18 protein-coding genes are annotated in these 14,385 nt (G+C 41.1%); 7 read left to right on the forward strand and 11 right to left on the reverse strand.

All coding sequences use genetic code 11. From position 1 onward, the window contains the following. Positions 1-107 precede the first annotated feature (107 nt). A complete protein-coding gene (locus tag NST25_RS16385; RefSeq protein WP_076308313.1) occupies positions 108-1,064 on the forward strand; it encodes an alpha/beta hydrolase in 957 nt (318 codons plus the stop codon). A gap of 189 nt (positions 1,065-1,253) precedes the next feature. Next, complete coding sequence (locus tag NST25_RS16390) at positions 1,254-2,567, forward strand: PQQ-binding-like beta-propeller repeat protein (RefSeq protein WP_339187225.1); 1,314 nt, start codon at positions 1,254-1,256, stop codon at positions 2,565-2,567. Between the two features lie 6 nt (positions 2,568-2,573). Here NST25_RS16390 and NST25_RS16395 read toward each other — a convergent pair whose 3' ends face one another. Genes NST25_RS16395 through NST25_RS16415 form a run of 5 tightly spaced genes read right to left on the reverse strand, consistent with a single transcriptional unit; the run spans position 2,574 to position 4,237 of the window. Continuing rightward, entirely contained in the window at positions 2,574-2,957 is a 384-nt protein-coding gene (locus NST25_RS16395) for a spore germination protein GerPE (protein ID WP_076308315.1), read from the reverse strand. Positions 2,958-2,960: 3 nt separating this feature from the next. Then, the gene (locus NST25_RS16400; protein ID WP_143765011.1) at positions 2,961-3,137 is read right to left on the reverse strand and encodes a spore gernimation protein GerPD; all 177 of its coding nucleotides are present in this window, start codon (positions 3,135-3,137) and stop codon (positions 2,961-2,963) included. Then, entirely contained in the window at positions 3,115-3,729 is a 615-nt protein-coding gene (gerPC, locus tag NST25_RS16405) for a spore germination protein GerPC (protein ID WP_076126719.1), read from the reverse strand. The genes NST25_RS16400 and gerPC overlap by 23 nt, the downstream gene beginning before the upstream one ends. A gap of 42 nt (positions 3,730-3,771) precedes the next feature. Then, positions 3,772-3,999 carry a spore germination protein GerPB gene (locus tag NST25_RS16410; RefSeq protein WP_076308316.1) on the reverse strand — a complete coding sequence of 76 codons (228 nt, stop codon included), beginning with the start codon at positions 3,997-3,999 and terminating at the stop codon, positions 3,772-3,774. A gap of 13 nt (positions 4,000-4,012) precedes the next feature. After that, the gene (locus tag NST25_RS16415) at positions 4,013-4,237 is read right to left on the reverse strand and encodes a spore germination protein (protein WP_036687577.1); all 225 of its coding nucleotides are present in this window, start codon (positions 4,235-4,237) and stop codon (positions 4,013-4,015) included. A gap of 114 nt (positions 4,238-4,351) precedes the next feature. Here NST25_RS16415 and NST25_RS16420 point away from each other — a divergent pair, with 114 nt between their 5' ends. Together NST25_RS16420 and NST25_RS16425 are read left to right on the forward strand one after the other, a co-directional pair. Beyond that, positions 4,352-4,810, forward strand: coding sequence for an Hsp20/alpha crystallin family protein (locus tag NST25_RS16420; protein ID WP_076126722.1), 459 nt, complete (start codon positions 4,352-4,354; stop codon positions 4,808-4,810). 220 nt (positions 4,811-5,030) lie between these two features. Then, positions 5,031-5,198 (forward strand): hypothetical protein, encoded by a 168-nt coding sequence (locus NST25_RS16425; RefSeq protein WP_169744777.1) that lies wholly within the window; start codon positions 5,031-5,033, stop codon positions 5,196-5,198. Positions 5,199-5,319: 121 nt separating this feature from the next. On the opposite strand, the gene NST25_RS16430 is transcribed toward NST25_RS16425, so the two are convergent. Continuing rightward, the gene (locus NST25_RS16430; protein WP_339191217.1) at positions 5,320-6,192 is read right to left on the reverse strand and encodes a GNAT family N-acetyltransferase; all 873 of its coding nucleotides are present in this window, start codon (positions 6,190-6,192) and stop codon (positions 5,320-5,322) included. A gap of 186 nt (positions 6,193-6,378) precedes the next feature. Between NST25_RS16430 and NST25_RS16435 the strand changes: the two genes are divergently transcribed. Continuing rightward, on the forward strand, positions 6,379-6,771 hold the full coding sequence (locus NST25_RS16435; RefSeq protein WP_339187231.1) for a hypothetical protein: 393 nt from the start codon (positions 6,379-6,381) through the stop codon (positions 6,769-6,771). 112 nt (positions 6,772-6,883) lie between these two features. Here the strand turns inward: NST25_RS16435 and NST25_RS16440 are convergent, their stop codons facing one another. After that, complete coding sequence (locus NST25_RS16440; protein WP_076306019.1) at positions 6,884-7,564, reverse strand: SDR family NAD(P)-dependent oxidoreductase; 681 nt, start codon at positions 7,562-7,564, stop codon at positions 6,884-6,886. Between the two features lie 153 nt (positions 7,565-7,717). Here NST25_RS16440 and NST25_RS16445 point away from each other — a divergent pair, with 153 nt between their 5' ends. Beyond that, on the forward strand, positions 7,718-8,278 hold the full coding sequence (locus NST25_RS16445) for a TetR/AcrR family transcriptional regulator (protein WP_339168062.1): 561 nt from the start codon (positions 7,718-7,720) through the stop codon (positions 8,276-8,278). A gap of 128 nt (positions 8,279-8,406) precedes the next feature. Here the strand turns inward: NST25_RS16445 and NST25_RS16450 are convergent, their stop codons facing one another. From NST25_RS16450 to NST25_RS16460, 3 genes are all read right to left on the reverse strand, one after another. Then, a complete protein-coding gene (locus NST25_RS16450; protein WP_076126726.1) occupies positions 8,407-8,820 on the reverse strand; it encodes a VOC family protein in 414 nt (137 codons plus the stop codon). A gap of 34 nt (positions 8,821-8,854) precedes the next feature. Continuing rightward, the gene (locus NST25_RS16455) at positions 8,855-9,778 is read right to left on the reverse strand and encodes a ketopantoate reductase family protein (protein ID WP_339187236.1); all 924 of its coding nucleotides are present in this window, start codon (positions 9,776-9,778) and stop codon (positions 8,855-8,857) included. Between the two features lie 255 nt (positions 9,779-10,033). Beyond that, entirely contained in the window at positions 10,034-11,806 is a 1,773-nt protein-coding gene (locus NST25_RS16460) for an ABC transporter substrate-binding protein (RefSeq protein ID WP_248548704.1), read from the reverse strand. 143 nt (positions 11,807-11,949) lie between these two features. Between NST25_RS16460 and NST25_RS16465 the strand changes: the two genes are divergently transcribed. Next, on the forward strand, positions 11,950-13,194 hold the full coding sequence (locus NST25_RS16465) for an MFS transporter (RefSeq protein WP_076126732.1): 1,245 nt from the start codon (positions 11,950-11,952) through the stop codon (positions 13,192-13,194). Between the two features lie 163 nt (positions 13,195-13,357). On the opposite strand, the gene NST25_RS16470 is transcribed toward NST25_RS16465, so the two are convergent. After that, complete coding sequence (locus NST25_RS16470) at positions 13,358-14,314, reverse strand: WYL domain-containing protein (RefSeq protein ID WP_339187239.1); 957 nt, start codon at positions 14,312-14,314, stop codon at positions 13,358-13,360. Positions 14,315-14,385 lie beyond the last annotated feature (71 nt).

Genomic DNA, 14,385 nt, shown 5'->3' on the forward strand with positions numbered 1-14,385 from the left:
AAATCTCTAACTACTCCTAAATTGGCATTCGTTTCAGCAGCTGCTTAGATGGTTATGGAATGAAGAGGGTATACTAGACTATGACCAGTCAAAGGAGACGATAAATCATGCCAAACAAAACTAAGATCATTCTTGAGCCAGCTGCTCAAAAATTTGCCGATGATAATGCGAAACCTCCCTTTCTACCTGACCTTGGGCCAGAAAAAGGCCGTGAAACGGTAGATAGCGTACAATCCAGTGAGATATATAAACCTGAAGTTGATATTGAAGATCTAATGGTGCCAGGTGGACCTAACGGTGATGTTTCCATAAGAATCGTTCGTCCCCCAAGCTCCTCATCAGCGTCGCTGCCTGTTATCCTGTACATTCATGGCGCAGGCTGGGTGTTTGGGAATGCTCATACCCATGATCGCCTGATCCGTGAACTAGCTGTCGGAGCGGAGGCCGCAATTGTTTTCCCAAATTACAGCCTCTCCCCAGAAGCTAAATATCCTACAGCTATTGAAGAAATCTATGCAGTACTCCAGTGGACAGCTGAAAAAGGAAGCGAGCACGGATTAGATACTAGCAAGCTTTCTATAGCCGGAGACAGTGTTGGTGGGAATATGGCCGCTGCTATTACTCTAATGGCTAAAGAACGGAGTGGGCCGAAGATAGCGAAACAACTATTATTCTATCCGGTAACGGATGCCTCGTTTGATACTGAATCCTATCATGAGTTCGCCGAAGGCTATTTCTTGCAGCGGGACGGCATGAAATGGTTCTGGGATCAATATACTACTGACCCTAAGGAACGTAATCAAATCACGGCCTCCCCTCTTCGTGCTAGCCTAGAACAGCTGCGGGATTTACCAGATGCACTGGTCATTACTGGTGAAGCAGATGTGCTACGGGATGAGGGTGAAGCTTATGCCGCCAAATTGCGGGAAGCTGGCGTGAATGTTACGGCTGTCCGCTTCCAAGGCATCATTCATGATTTTGTCATGCTGAATCCTTTAGCCGAGACTCATGCTAAAAAAGGAGCTATCAAGTTAGCGACAACATGGCTTCGTGAAGGTTTCTAAACAAATCAACTATTGACATATTCCTTTACTAGGCGAATTGGTTCCCACAAGAATTCTTGTGCGAAACTGATTCGCCTTTTATTGTTAACATAATATTTATTATGTTAACAAGTGTATTTTTACAATTGAGAAACAAATATCCATTCCCTGCGTCAATATATTATAAATGATGTATAAGGAGCTAAAATCGTGAAATATGTACCGTTTATCCTAAAGACCGTTATATCTTCCTCCTTGCTCGTATCTGGAGCTGGTATATATTTGTCTAGTGCTCAAGCAGCAGTAACAACCTCTGCCTCCTCTTCAACAACCGTCGACTCTATCACCACAATTAAACCCTTATGGCACGACAAGGCAGATGGTCAAGGAATTTATAGCCAACTGGCTCCTATTGCAAATGGATTATTCTATTATTCATCAGGCGGGACACTAAAGGCCGCCGATCTCACTACAGGCAAAGTTAAATGGTCCTACAAAAACGGAACAAATCCTGAGATTATAACGAATAACTCGGTTTTCTTTATCACTTATGAGGGTTATCTTGTAAAAGTTAATGCTCAAACGGGGAAATTGCTTTGGAAGGTTAAGGCTGCCAAAGATCCGATTGAGATCGATGCTTTCGCGGAGTTAGTTAACGGAGTGTTGTACTTCCGGAACGAGCATGGTGGAATTGCAGCTTATCATCCGGTCACTGGTAAAAAGATCTGGGAGAATAAAGACATCCCTATGTATGTAGGAAGTATCGACGGCCTTTATAACGGGGTATTGGTAGTATCCAGTACCGTTGATAATAGACGCACACAGTTTTTCGGTCTCGATCCGGCTACAGGCAAGAAGTTATGGAGAATTCAGGGATTATATAGCTTTGTTGCTTACCGGGATGGTGAATTATTACTCCGCGAACAAGCCAATGCTGCAAATGATGCCTCTAACGAGCCTCTTAAAGGCTATCAGTTGACCTTGATACATGTAGATGTTAAAACTGGAAAAGCGAAGACCAAAAAGAACTACAAACCGCTCGAAGATGTCAGTAGACTCGGTAATTATTTTACATCACTTCAAGGCTCGTATCTATATACAGTCGATGGAGGTTTAGACCAATGGGGTGGTCATCCACTATACCGCTTTACCTTAGGTCAAGAAACAGCGAGTGAACCCAAAAGTTATGAGGAGTACGGAAATTGGGTGGCTGGTCCAGTAAATAACATGGCTTTTTTCCAAAAGGATGCACAGATTACTGGCGTTCAAATGAACGATAATCGCATTATAAGCTTCAACGGTCCGGACAGTCCCGCGCTTAGCGTTCAATTTCTGGGTAAGGGGATTTACGCTGGCTATGAGAATGGCTACTTCTATATCATAAATGCAGAAACAGGCAAAGCGCTTGGCAAAGTAAAGACCGGAGCACAACAATACGGCACACTATTTAGTGCGAATGGTATACTCTACATCCAGACGGAGCACGATATATTCGCGATTTCCCTGCCAAAAGAATTAAAATAGTTGTTGTTACTCCTCATCTTTTGCAGCCACTTCTCGTTTAAACTCACTGGTTCGACTCTCCAGATGAACTGACCCGCTGTTTCCAATCTGGAAGGTCGTGCCAGACCCAATCGACAGAATTTTTATATATTGTATATTAATCATTGATTCTGCGGAATCCTTTAATATCACAAATTCATCCGCTTCATTCCCTTGGTTTGTCCATACAGGGATAGGAATATCTATGAGTGTAGTTTCTTTCGTGTGATTATTAATCTCCTTTATGTTAAAAAGATAATTCTCCTTGCTTCCCAGGAATTTAGATTGAACCCGGTCTACAGATCCACATATAAAAATAGAACTATCGGACAGATTGTTGATATAAACATCTTGTATGCGTGAGGTATGCATAAGTTAACTGCCTTTTTTGACTTGATCTGGCGCGCTCTGAGTATATTCTATTACGCTGTCAGACGCTGAGGAGCAATGAATGGATTGAGTATCCCCTACTAAAAATACTGATGAACCCGAGATCGAAACGACTTTCACTGCATTGACACTAATATCTCTATTGATCACCGTTATCTTCATTCGTCTCCCGCCTTCCGGTTATATTTATTTCCAAATGCCGCTCTACTGCCATAACGATATCTCGTTTGATTTGCTCTACAATAGAAGCGCATTCCTCATCAGTGTATCCACGCCCTTCTTCTGTGGCAGGGAGTTGGTTTACATACTCGTTAATCCGTCCATCCATTTGATTCAGCAGATCCTGAGTCACCATTTGGATATATTGCTCATCAATGCTTAAATTCTTCTCTTTTTCTAAACGTGAAAATTGCGAGGGAACCTCTTCTTGCACATACTTCAAAATCTGTGGGCGAATCTGATCCGATAAGGCAGTTGTACCATCCTCCCGCTCCCCAATAGGTTTACCGTTGATCATCGCTTCATCCAGATTGTTTCCCTCATTCGGTGTAATGCCTATATTTAAAGTGCCTTCCAGCTTTTCGATTTTTAATTGTTCAAAATGATAATTGATAGGTCCTATACTTGCAGATTTATTGTTCTTTATGCTGTCTACATCGCCTTGCAAATCGCGAAGTTGCTTCTCTAACTGTTGAATCTTCTCCGCTTGCAATCTTAGTGTATTAAAAACCTGCTGAGCGTAATACGGATGCATACAACCCCCTCCTATGGTTTATTGTATGCGGGGACAAAGAGCCTAATTCAGATGTGCATATAGTTCCGCCGCTGGCGGTAAGGATACAAGGGGTGAACCCATTTTTTTCGCTGGAGTTGTTGGAGCCGATGATGGAGCTCCAGAGGTCTCATAATTATGAGACAAAGTATTGATTCGTCCCGATGTACCAATCTGAAGTACCGAGGAATTAGAGATAGTGCCGATTTTTAGATTATAGATCGATATGCATTGATATACCGTAATGTTCATTTAAACCCCACCCTTAAGGAGGTGATACTTGATCCACCACATCTGAATCCATCGTATTTGTACTGCTGGCCGCATTATTCGTTATATTCGTACCTATGGAGTCACCTATGGAGAAGGAGTTGGCACCGGCATAAATTTTAGAGTTGCTGCTCAGGATAACGGATGCCGTATTTCCTACTAAGACTGTGGAGCTGGGGCCTACGCTATTGATTTTAATATTGCCGATGATTGAAACCACCAAACCACTCCTCCTTTCGGAATGATAAGCTATTCTATGTAGATATTCGCCCAGATGTCACTGAATAAGTCAAACGCCCATACAATGGATAAAAACCGTAGGAGGCGCAGAGCTATGAGTCCCAATAAGACGAACCCTTTAGATTGGATGAATGAAGATCCCTTTTTTAAGAAAAAGTTATCCTTGAAAGCTCTTGAAGAGCAGTGGAAGTTGGATCCTAACCAAATTGACGGGTATGTCGAAAAAGTAATCCGTGAAGCAACTGCAGCGACCTCCTCTTCATTTATGAACGAAACCACAAGTTTAAGTTTTGAGCATATCGACACTCATAATCACCTGATTACCAAAATTCGTATTCCGAACGGAATTCACCCCGAAAGTATATGGGCACAAATCAATCGCACACAAATTAAATTAACAGGTTTAGGAAAAGATCATAGCGAGATTATTCAGTTGCCAGTTCCCGTCATTCCAGATCAGAGCAGAGGCACTTATAAACAAGGTTCCCTGCAATTCAGAATGCCTAAAATGTCAGCGGGAAGATTCAAAGATATCGACATCCGATATTTATAAAATATTCCTTTAAAATCCACCTGTTTTACTCGTCCAAGTGCCCCACCCCCCTAAAAAAAATGTCTTAAAATCAAAACAGCGTATAATTTAAGTTATACGCTGTTTTTTGAGGGTGATTTTTAGCCCTTTTTCTTCCGATTTTCTATTCTTTTCGCTCTTCGAACTTTAAGTTCCTCTTGGTCATAAGATGGAGTATTAAGAGTAAAGGTGGGGGCAAATCATGTCTAAAAACAAACGCGGCAAAGCACTTTGGCGCATTCCATCCCGGGCCAGAGGAACATGTCCGATCTGTGGAAGCACACGTATTAAGCTGTTGTACTTCGGGAAAGGCATTTCAGGTGAAAAGCTTAACGTATGTAAAAAATGTGATGGGAAGCAAAAGGCATGAAAGCATTTAGCAGATAATTCACAGAACGGGTTACCAAATAAAGTGCGACCTTAACCTCGAACCTAAGCTCGACAAAAAAGCTATCGCACTTTGCTTGGTAATCCTTCACTTACAAAAACTTTTATAGTTCAATCCGATAGCGTCTTTCCTCATTCGTTAGAATGAAACCGACAGATTCATATAGCTGTAATGCAGAATCATTTTCCGTAAGCACCATCAGACATGCCTCTTCCAGTCCGTGGGTTCTAAAATAGCTCAATGCTTGAAAAAGCATGTACTTAGCAATTCCGGATCTTCTCCATGGCTCAAGTACAAATACATTTTCGATGTAGCCACCCTTCTCTTCCTGCCAGACCATTAAGCTACCCGCAACCTTCTCCCCTTCTCGAACAACAAGTGATGTCCAGAGCGGATTTTGTTTAAATTCAGCTAACCGTTCTTTCCCTAGCGGAGTTTCCGGCCAAATCTCAGCTTCTAATTCCAAATAATGCTCGTCTTCTTCAGGCGTCTCCATATTCCAGGTTGCGAATTCAAGTTCCTTAGCCAGAGTGGGTTCAGACAAGCCATCACTTAGATTGTGTTTCATCTTAAATAAGCTATTATAATGAGAGAAGCCCTTCACTTTTTCGAAAAATTGAGTATTCAAGACTTCTGCCGAATCGTTCCCTACACATAGAGTGGTTTTGTAATCCTTTGATAACGTTTCTTTTAATTCGAGTGCTCTTAATAAGAGTGACTGATAAACTTTTTCTAATAAATCATAATCGGCTTCACGTTCTGGTATTGTTTTTAAGTTCAGGTAGATCGAATGTCTGCTATCCTTGGAACGGCCGGGTGGCACAATATTGATGATGCTCACTTGACCTTTGGCCACCATTTTACCGTCCTCGAAAGCGCAATATACATTTTCCCAATTTTCCTCAGTGCCAACCCACCAAAAAACAACATTCCCCTTTGAAGATACTGAGTTATAAAGTTCACCAAGTAATGGCATGTCACCTTGTTCAAAATGACGGATAATAGTCAATACAAAACCCCTTTTCAAATCATTAATATGGAATATATTTATAATAACATGCAAGTCCACGCTTGATTTGGTAATGAATTTTTATAACTAACTTCTCCTTGTTGTAACATTTTTTAAGTAACCCCTGTCTTACTTATATAGGGGGACTGAAGAATGAGAAAACGATTTTTTATAGGGATTACGATATTTCTGATTACTTGTGGAGTTGCTCTTGGTGTAGGGACGATATCAAATCTTCTGAGTCCGTTTAAAAGCTTCTCAGTCATCGTAGATAATCAATCTGATGTTGATATTAGCTCTATCGAAGTAGGATTAATTGGTGCGGATTCAAAGAAATTGTATACAAGTCCAATAAAAGCAGGACAAAAGAAAAAATTCAAACCAAAATTGAGTTTAAATGGTGAAGGTGCTATATATCTTCGATATACCAACTCTAACGGACAGTCTAAAGAACAAACCGTGTGCGGTTATACCGAATATTTATCAGGTCATTCCAAAGTCACGATTACTAATGAACGCACAACCGTTGTTCAGCAATGTAATTAAATCCATTCACATCTGACCTTCAATCCTGCTTCACTCTGATGAGAGATATGTCTTCTAATAGGATAAAAAGCCGCCATTAAGGCGACTTGCTAATCAAATAAGATTTAGTTTTTTAATTTGGAAGATGGGTCGGATCCAATCCTAGAGGGAATACTTCCTCAAAGTTATCTTGCTTTTCATATAAGCTATACCAAGTCTCTGCAATAACATCAGGATCACCAGCTGTTCCTGCTTGTATCATTGTCCCTATGGAAAGATGGCCGACAAATACTCCTTTATCTATTAACTCATTGTGTAACGCAGTAGCATAATTTCGTATACCAGACATAACAATGCCGCCATTTCCTACAAAAGGCAAAGGGAACATAGCAGAAATACCAGTGGTAAAAAGAATGGCTCCTGATCCTCTATGGATCATATCGGGTAATACTTCATTAACCGAAAGAACGGCGGGCAGCAAGTAACTGTTTATTTGTTCCAACACACTTTGAGGTGTAGTTTCCAGCACATGAGTGAATTTATCCCACCCTGCATACGGACTGAACTCTAGTACATCGATTGAACCAAACTCTTTTATTATCGCTTGAAAGACTTGTTTTAGAGCAGCTAAATCTGTCACATCCGCTACAAAAGATTGTGCTTCAATATTAAGTTTCTTAAGTTCACTAATGATCATTGATAATTTCTCGGGATTGCGTGAAATGACAGCCACCCTAAATCCATTAACTCCGAATTTTTTAGCTAGAGACAATCCTAACCCAGGCCCTGCACCCACGATAACAATATTTCTCATTTTTGATGAACTCCTTTTCTATGATATATTAAAGTAACAGCTGTTGCTTTAATTGCTAATATACAGCTACTAATTTAATGTATCAATCAACAATCAACCTGCAAATGTTGCTATAGCAACAAGATTGCTAAATTGTTGGGTAGGAGTGAAGTAATGGCTACTAAAGTAAACAATATTCGGCTGACACAGACTAAACAGTCTTTAATTGACTCCTTTTTACGGTTAGTTTCCCTGAAGGATTTTGAGAAAATAACAATCGTCGATATAACAAAGGGAGCTAAAGTTAATCGAGCCACGTTCTATGCACACTTTAATGATAAATATGAATTATTGGATTATATTATGGGTGATTCGGCATCCGCTGCTATTGTAAAACATACTGAAGGTGAAATTAAATTCGATCAAGAAGGCATCACTCAACTCGTATTATCGGTATTCGATTTCTATCAGCAACCAAACATACAATGCCGCAGCAGTTATATAGGGATGGTTGTCCCTCAATTGAAAGAGAAGATTATAAATGAGCTGAAGGTTCACTTATCTAACGCTTTAGGAGATATCTACCCAGATCACGGGAAAAGCTTTTATGTACCGATCATCGCACAAATGATCCATGAAGGTGTCTATCAATGGGTGACAGGGAATAATACTATAAATCAACAAGAAGTCGCCGAGAGAATTTCTTCATTAGTCATAAGCGGGCTGCAATCGTAATTTAAAATCAGAAGATTCCTCAGACCTTTCCGCTGCCTGAACACTAAGGGGCCGAGTACGTCATTTTACAGACGAACTCGGCCCCTTGTGATACAGAATATTATCTGACCGTGCAACACATCAATCGATTACACATTCCCCGAAAGATTTAATTGCCATGACACACCAAATTGATCCGCTACCCAGCCAAATTTCGAACTGAATGGATATTCGCCTAGTGGCATGAGCACCTGTCCACCCTGGGATAATGCAGCATAGACGCGGTCAATTTCGGCTTCACTTTCACAATTCACATATAAGGATACCGCTGGAGTAAAGGTGAATCCATGCTTCACGTAGCTATCTATACACATAAAGACTTGTCCATGTAATGAAAAAGTAGCCTGCATGACACTCCCTTCAGGGCCTGCTTCATTTGTCCCATAACGTTTAATACTGATGATTTCGGAGTGATCAAATAAAGAAGTATAGAAATTCATAGCTTCTTCAGCCTTTCCTTCGAACATTAGAAATGTCATTATCTTTTGATTCAGTTCCTTCATAATCGTCCAGCTCCTTAAAGTAATTTTATACAGATCATCTCATATCATTAACGCTTTCGTATACTTTCAAACGGGCATATACGGTTTCGAGAATAGGATACACAACTTGACCAGATACAGCCATCGCCAAAAGTGCACCATGCAGATGCTCAGCTTCCACTGGCAGATGTTTTAGCATATCCCTATGCATAGAGGAAGTAAATTCGGGTAGTACCGAATCCATCTTTTGCATCGTGGCAGTCACCATATCTGCTCCAACAGGCATACCTGCACTTTGCGCTATACTCACGATCTCATTCAGAAGCTGTTCATAAATAGTACGCGCTGTAGATGAGGCTAAAATGGGTCCAACCGAGCTATCCATTAAAGTTGTAATCCCGCTTAAACTAGCTACGAATATATATTTCTGCCACACTTCGTGCTGAATATCAGAGCTTAGTATCACAGTGAATCCTGCTTTATCCAAATGACTGAGAAGTTTCTGCGTTCGTTCTGACTCCCCACCCGCCCATTCACCAAACACAATACTATGAAAAGAACTACTTTGTATGATAGCTCCATTAGAACCTAACGTTGTCTCGATATAACAAAGACCACCCAGTACCTTTTCTGCTCCAAAATGCTGCTGCAAAATACCAAAATGTTTATACCCATTAAGGAGCGGGAGAATCATAGTCTGTTCACCGACGAAAGGGGTAAGATCCATCATCACCTGAGGCAAATGATAGGCCTTCACTGCAATAATAATACAGTCAAAATGCGCTGCCTTCTCCCCATATGTAATCGTCCTAACGGGAGTCTGAAAGTCACCATGCACACTTTTTATTGCCAGACCCTCATCTTCTAACTGCTTTTGTTTAGTAGAACGGACTAGAAAAGTTACATCTTCCCCTTTTTGAACCAGACGTCCTCCAAAATAACCACCAATAGCTCCTGCACCCACGAATAGAAAACGCATGTAAGTCTCCCCTTTTTTCACCTAATTTTTAACAAATAAAAAGACCGCTTAGCTTATCCGCTAAACAGGTCCGAATGGCAAAAAAAGAGTCAAGTATCGACCGTTCTTTTGTCTCGGTCCATACGGATCTGAGCAAAATCCAACGAGTTCACCTCCATGGCTACAAATAAATTACTATTCATAAATCTGATCCATCTAGAGCGCCATTCGATTCTATCGATACAGCCTCCCTGGAAAGTATAACAAAAGAAAACCTTAAAGCCTAGTTTTAATCCATAACTTAGAGATGTCCAGAAACCCGAAGGAACCGGTGTGCAGACCAAACAGGCTTTGATTTAGCTGAGCTTTTTTATTCATATGACAGCCATGTAGCACCCAGTAATTGTCTCGAAGAATCTCCTCTGCTTGATTCAGTAGTTTCACCCGTTCATCCTTTGGAGATTCTGTGAAAGGACCTAATACCTTCGAAAACAATGAAATCTGGTCCTTTCTAAGCAAAGAGAATAAATAATTAGATTTATTATTAAAGTAGTTAATCATTCCCCATTGCCAATCATCTTCTAAAACCTCTTCAGCAAGCTGGATCTCGGCTGTTGTCTGTATATGATCTGCCTTAAATTCATTGAAAAAATATAACTCAATTTGCAAACCTACGGAGGCAGCGCGTGTTTGGAGCCATAACGCTTCTTCTCGTTCTTCTTTTTTATCCTTAGTTGCTAAAGTAATGACTTCTCCCTGATACCCATTTTCCGCTAAAAGCGCTCGGGCATGTTCCAAAGTTGGATCTAGAAGCTCTCTCTTACTGCTCTCCCATGGCAAAAAGCTATCTGCTGGAGTGATACGATTGCCACCCAATTCTTTTATTAAAGCCGTTCGACTGTAAAGGATACGGATGACTTGGCGAAACCATAGCTGCTGATGAATTCCCTCTCTATGAAAATTAAACAGAATATATCTACAGCCTAAGGCCGGGTAATCTATACTGTGATTGCTGATGATATCAGGTAAAAGTTCCCCATGTTCAGGATCTGGCAGCTGGTATTGGCGTTCATTAGAAGCCTCTTTTGGCAAATACCAAATCTCAACACGATCCAGAAGCGGCCGAATTCCGAAATAAAAATCAAAAGCTGCGAGCACCAAAACATCCTCATTCAGATCCAATAAACGGTAGGGACCTGTACCGCTTACTTCACTAGTGATGTCTATATCGTAAGGGAGAATGGACATGTGAATACAACTGAACAGATGCAGAAAAAAGAGATTTGGACGTGACAACACAAACCGGATTCGATGATCTCCTTCAACCTCTACTCGTTCGATATCCTTATAAAGGCTAACCGCAGGGCTGTTCAAGTCGATAAGCCGTTGTAGCGTCTCTTTTACATCTCTCGAGGTCATGATTCTTCCGTGATGAAAGCGCACCCCCTTACGGAGGTAAAAAATATAACTTGTATGGCCCTCATTAGCTTCCCACATATGGGCCAAACCAGGAAGAAAGGTATCGGTCGTTGCGTCATAAGTAACTAGTGTGCTATAGATCTGACCCAGCAAATAGGATTCAAAAGCGGTGTATACATAAGCAGGGTCCAGTACTTCCATATGCCGGTTACGGGTAATCCGCAGGACGTCCAGCCCTGAGGTTGACTCTGCTTCACTACGGAAACCCATCTGTTTATTTAACATCGTTAACAATCGTTCCTTTAAGGGACCGGTCACCTGATCGCTGCTCATCAATTCGATAGCTTCTTTTATCTTGCCTTTACTAACTAACTCCTGAAAGCTATCCTCGAATACCTCATCAATACTTTTTAAAAAAGTAAGTTGAGAGATATGCCCCCTGCCTCTCCCCGGCTGCCATTGAATATATTCCTGCTCTTCCAGTTTCCGCAGCACGAATTTAACATTACGTGGAGTGCAAATCAGGATCGAAGCCAATAAATCTATCGTCACAGGAACAGGTTCATTCACTTTGAACGAACTAGTAACGCCTGCTGCTAAACATAAAAAATGATTACTTATCTGGTCCAAATGGTTCACTCCTTTAAAGGTGAAATGGTCAATGTAATTCTTACACTTTTCCTTCCCCCTTTTATCATTATAATTATACATAAATCAACAAGGAATATGCAGCAACAATATTAGAGCAATAAGACTAGGAGATCGTAATCATTATGAATCAGCATCTAAGGCACATTCACCCACTAGCCTGGACAATTATCATCGGCACCATGTTCGGACGTCTGGTGACCTCGATGAGCATCCCGTTCTTATCCATCTATCTAACCCAAGTTCTCGGAGCTTCCCCGACACAAACAGGGATTACGGTCGCGGTTAGCTCGCTGGCAGGCGTATTGGCCAGTTTTTATGGCGGTTATATTTCTGATATTGTTGGCCGCAAAATCGTCATGTTAATCTCGGTATTTGGCTGGGCAGCCGTCTTCTTCGGATTCTCAGTGGCTCAACATCTATGGGTATTTTTCCTGGTGAACACCTTGAACGGCTTATGTCGATCTGTATTCGAGCCTACTTCACGGGCACTTTTGTCCGATATTACACCACCCGAGAGTAAGCTGCTTGTCTTTAATCTTAGATATGCAGCAATTAATCTTGGTGTAGTATTTGGTCCAATCATTGGGCTACAGCTTGGCTCTGCGGAATCAACTTTTCCTTTTCTAATCGCAGGAATCGTATATGTTGCATATGGAATTGTATTATTCATGCAATTTAAGGCACATCGTTCAAGCATGCCCGCCCGTACACAAGCTCAAGCACCACGTTTACTCGAAGCTTTGACAATCACCGGTAAAGATCGTGTGTTCCTACCTGTACTCCTGGGTACCATCTTTTGTGTATTAGGATACGGTCACTTCGGCTCAACAATGGCTCAATATTTAGCGATGAATACGCATTTCACCAATGGTGGGCAATTATTCTCCTATATGTTGTCACTGAATGCTATAACAGTGTTAGTAGTGCAGTACCCCATTGTACGAACGGCAAGTAAATTCCCGCCGATTGTCCCTTTAATCCTTGGGAATATCTGCGTTGCACTTAGTCTTCTCTTAGTGGGGCTTGCTGGTGGTGTGGCTCTATTAATGATCAGTGTAGTTCTGTTCACTATAGGGGAAGTCTTACTCTTTACGATGATGGATATGTTGATCGATCGGATTGCCAAACCTGAAATGAAAGGGACGTACTTTGGTACGATTGGCTTTAATAATTTAGGGAGTGTTATGGCACCTATCTTCGGCGGGGTGTTGTTAGACCATTATGGCGCTCAGAATGGCCTTGCGATCTTCGTACCGTTGGCTTTAACAACAGCTTTTGGTCTTCCTTTTCTTCTCGTAGCGCACAAAAGACTTGTTGCCAGAGAGAAATTAACACTTGGTGTTGAAACTAGAGCAATAAAAGGATAACTTATCTAATTAAATATGTCATTTACTGGATCATACTCACCTTAGTTAACATAATCATTATTATGTTAACTAACTATATGAATTAATTCATTTATCAGAAAATCGGGACCGTATCTTTGCAGAATATGCAATAGCTACGGTCTCTTTTACATAGAAAAAACGGTTAATCATATATTCCCTGCAGAAAACTCAACTGACCTTTCACATATTGCCTTAGCTCTAAGGGCTCAATGATTTCGGAATGTCCTATTATGCTCCAGATATTAGCACATGCACTTTCATAACCAAACATATTCACCTTTAAAATGAATGCATCCCCTTCTTCCCTCATTTCCATGACCTCTAGCTGAGATAAAGAAGACCTTGTTCTCTTATCGGCTCTAATCACAACAGGATAGACCTCTTCCTCTTTACAAGCTTGCTTAAAAACCTGTCCCTGCCGCTTCCAGTGCTCTTCTAATGAAAAATCCATAGGTATAGAGTACTCTTCTTCCACAAGCTGCGTAGAGGCAATTCGCTCACATTTAAATGTGCGGATGTGCTTAGCTTCTTCACAGTAGGCTATAAGATACCATTCCTCTTTTTTCACCACAAGACCATAGGGCTGTAATTTCCTGCATGATATTTCTCCGCTAACCTTTTGGTACGCAATCTGTAGTTTCTGAGATCGCCAAACAGCTGTCCGAATAGATTCCAGACAGGGAATTTCTATTCGTTCTGTCCACCAAGGTGTGTCATCGAAATAAAAGCGTTTTTGCGCTTTCTGAATGTCAGGTTGGTAGGATGCGGGCAATGTTTTTTCTAATTTCAACAGCGTCGTTTTCAGCTTAAGACCCGATTCAGAATGGCCCCCAGAATAGATGCCCATACCTGTTAAATATAGATTGATTACATCTTCACCATGTAACTGCTTCAGGTTAACTGTGTATCCCTCCATTAAGGAGATGCCACCATTGGGCCCCGACATAGACAACAAAGGAATTCCAGCTTCAGCTAGCACATCAATATCTCTATAGATTGAACGTACAGAGGTCTCCAAGGCTTGAGCTAGTTCATTAGCCTTCATTTTCCCTCTCGATTCCACTAATAATAAAATAGCAATCAAACGATGCAAGCGCATGAGAACCTCCGAGCTTTTCTTTTTTATCTAGTATACTTCAAAATTCTTGCCATGATGTTGTCAACAATAAC

The sequence above is a fragment of the Paenibacillus sp. FSL E2-0190 genome (assembly GCF_037992965.1).
Taxonomy (GTDB): domain Bacteria; phylum Bacillota; class Bacilli; order Paenibacillales; family Paenibacillaceae; genus Paenibacillus_AQ; species Paenibacillus_AQ odorifer.

Excerpts from the sequence above, each read along its gene's own strand:
- NST25_RS16385 (WP_076308313.1), top strand. The coding sequence starts at position 108 with ATGCCAAACAAAACTAAGATCATTCTTGAGCCAGCTGCTCAAAAATTT.
- NST25_RS16395 (WP_076308315.1), bottom strand. The coding sequence starts at position 2,957 with ATGCATACCTCACGCATACAAGATGTTTATATCAACAATCTGTCCGAT.
- NST25_RS16400 (WP_143765011.1), bottom strand. The coding sequence starts at position 3,137 with ATGAAGATAACGGTGATCAATAGAGATATTAGTGTCAATGCAGTGAAA.
- gerPC (WP_076126719.1), bottom strand. The coding sequence starts at position 3,729 with ATGCATCCGTATTACGCTCAGCAGGTTTTTAATACACTAAGATTGCAA.
- NST25_RS16410 (WP_076308316.1), bottom strand. The coding sequence starts at position 3,999 with ATGAACATTACGGTATATCAATGCATATCGATCTATAATCTAAAAATC.
- NST25_RS16420 (WP_076126722.1), top strand. The coding sequence starts at position 4,352 with ATGAGTCCCAATAAGACGAACCCTTTAGATTGGATGAATGAAGATCCC.
- NST25_RS16425 (WP_169744777.1), top strand. The coding sequence starts at position 5,031 with ATGTCTAAAAACAAACGCGGCAAAGCACTTTGGCGCATTCCATCCCGG.
- NST25_RS16430 (WP_339191217.1), bottom strand. The coding sequence starts at position 6,192 with ATGCCATTACTTGGTGAACTTTATAACTCAGTATCTTCAAAGGGGAAT.
- NST25_RS16435 (WP_339187231.1), top strand. The coding sequence starts at position 6,379 with ATGAGAAAACGATTTTTTATAGGGATTACGATATTTCTGATTACTTGT.
- NST25_RS16440 (WP_076306019.1), bottom strand. The coding sequence starts at position 7,564 with ATGAGAAATATTGTTATCGTGGGTGCAGGGCCTGGGTTAGGATTGTCT.
- NST25_RS16445 (WP_339168062.1), top strand. The coding sequence starts at position 7,718 with ATGGCTACTAAAGTAAACAATATTCGGCTGACACAGACTAAACAGTCT.
- NST25_RS16450 (WP_076126726.1), bottom strand. The coding sequence starts at position 8,820 with ATGAAGGAACTGAATCAAAAGATAATGACATTTCTAATGTTCGAAGGA.
- NST25_RS16455 (WP_339187236.1), bottom strand. The coding sequence starts at position 9,778 with ATGCGTTTTCTATTCGTGGGTGCAGGAGCTATTGGTGGTTATTTTGGA.
- NST25_RS16465 (WP_076126732.1), top strand. The coding sequence starts at position 11,950 with ATGAATCAGCATCTAAGGCACATTCACCCACTAGCCTGGACAATTATC.
- NST25_RS16470 (WP_339187239.1), bottom strand. The coding sequence starts at position 14,314 with ATGCGCTTGCATCGTTTGATTGCTATTTTATTATTAGTGGAATCGAGA.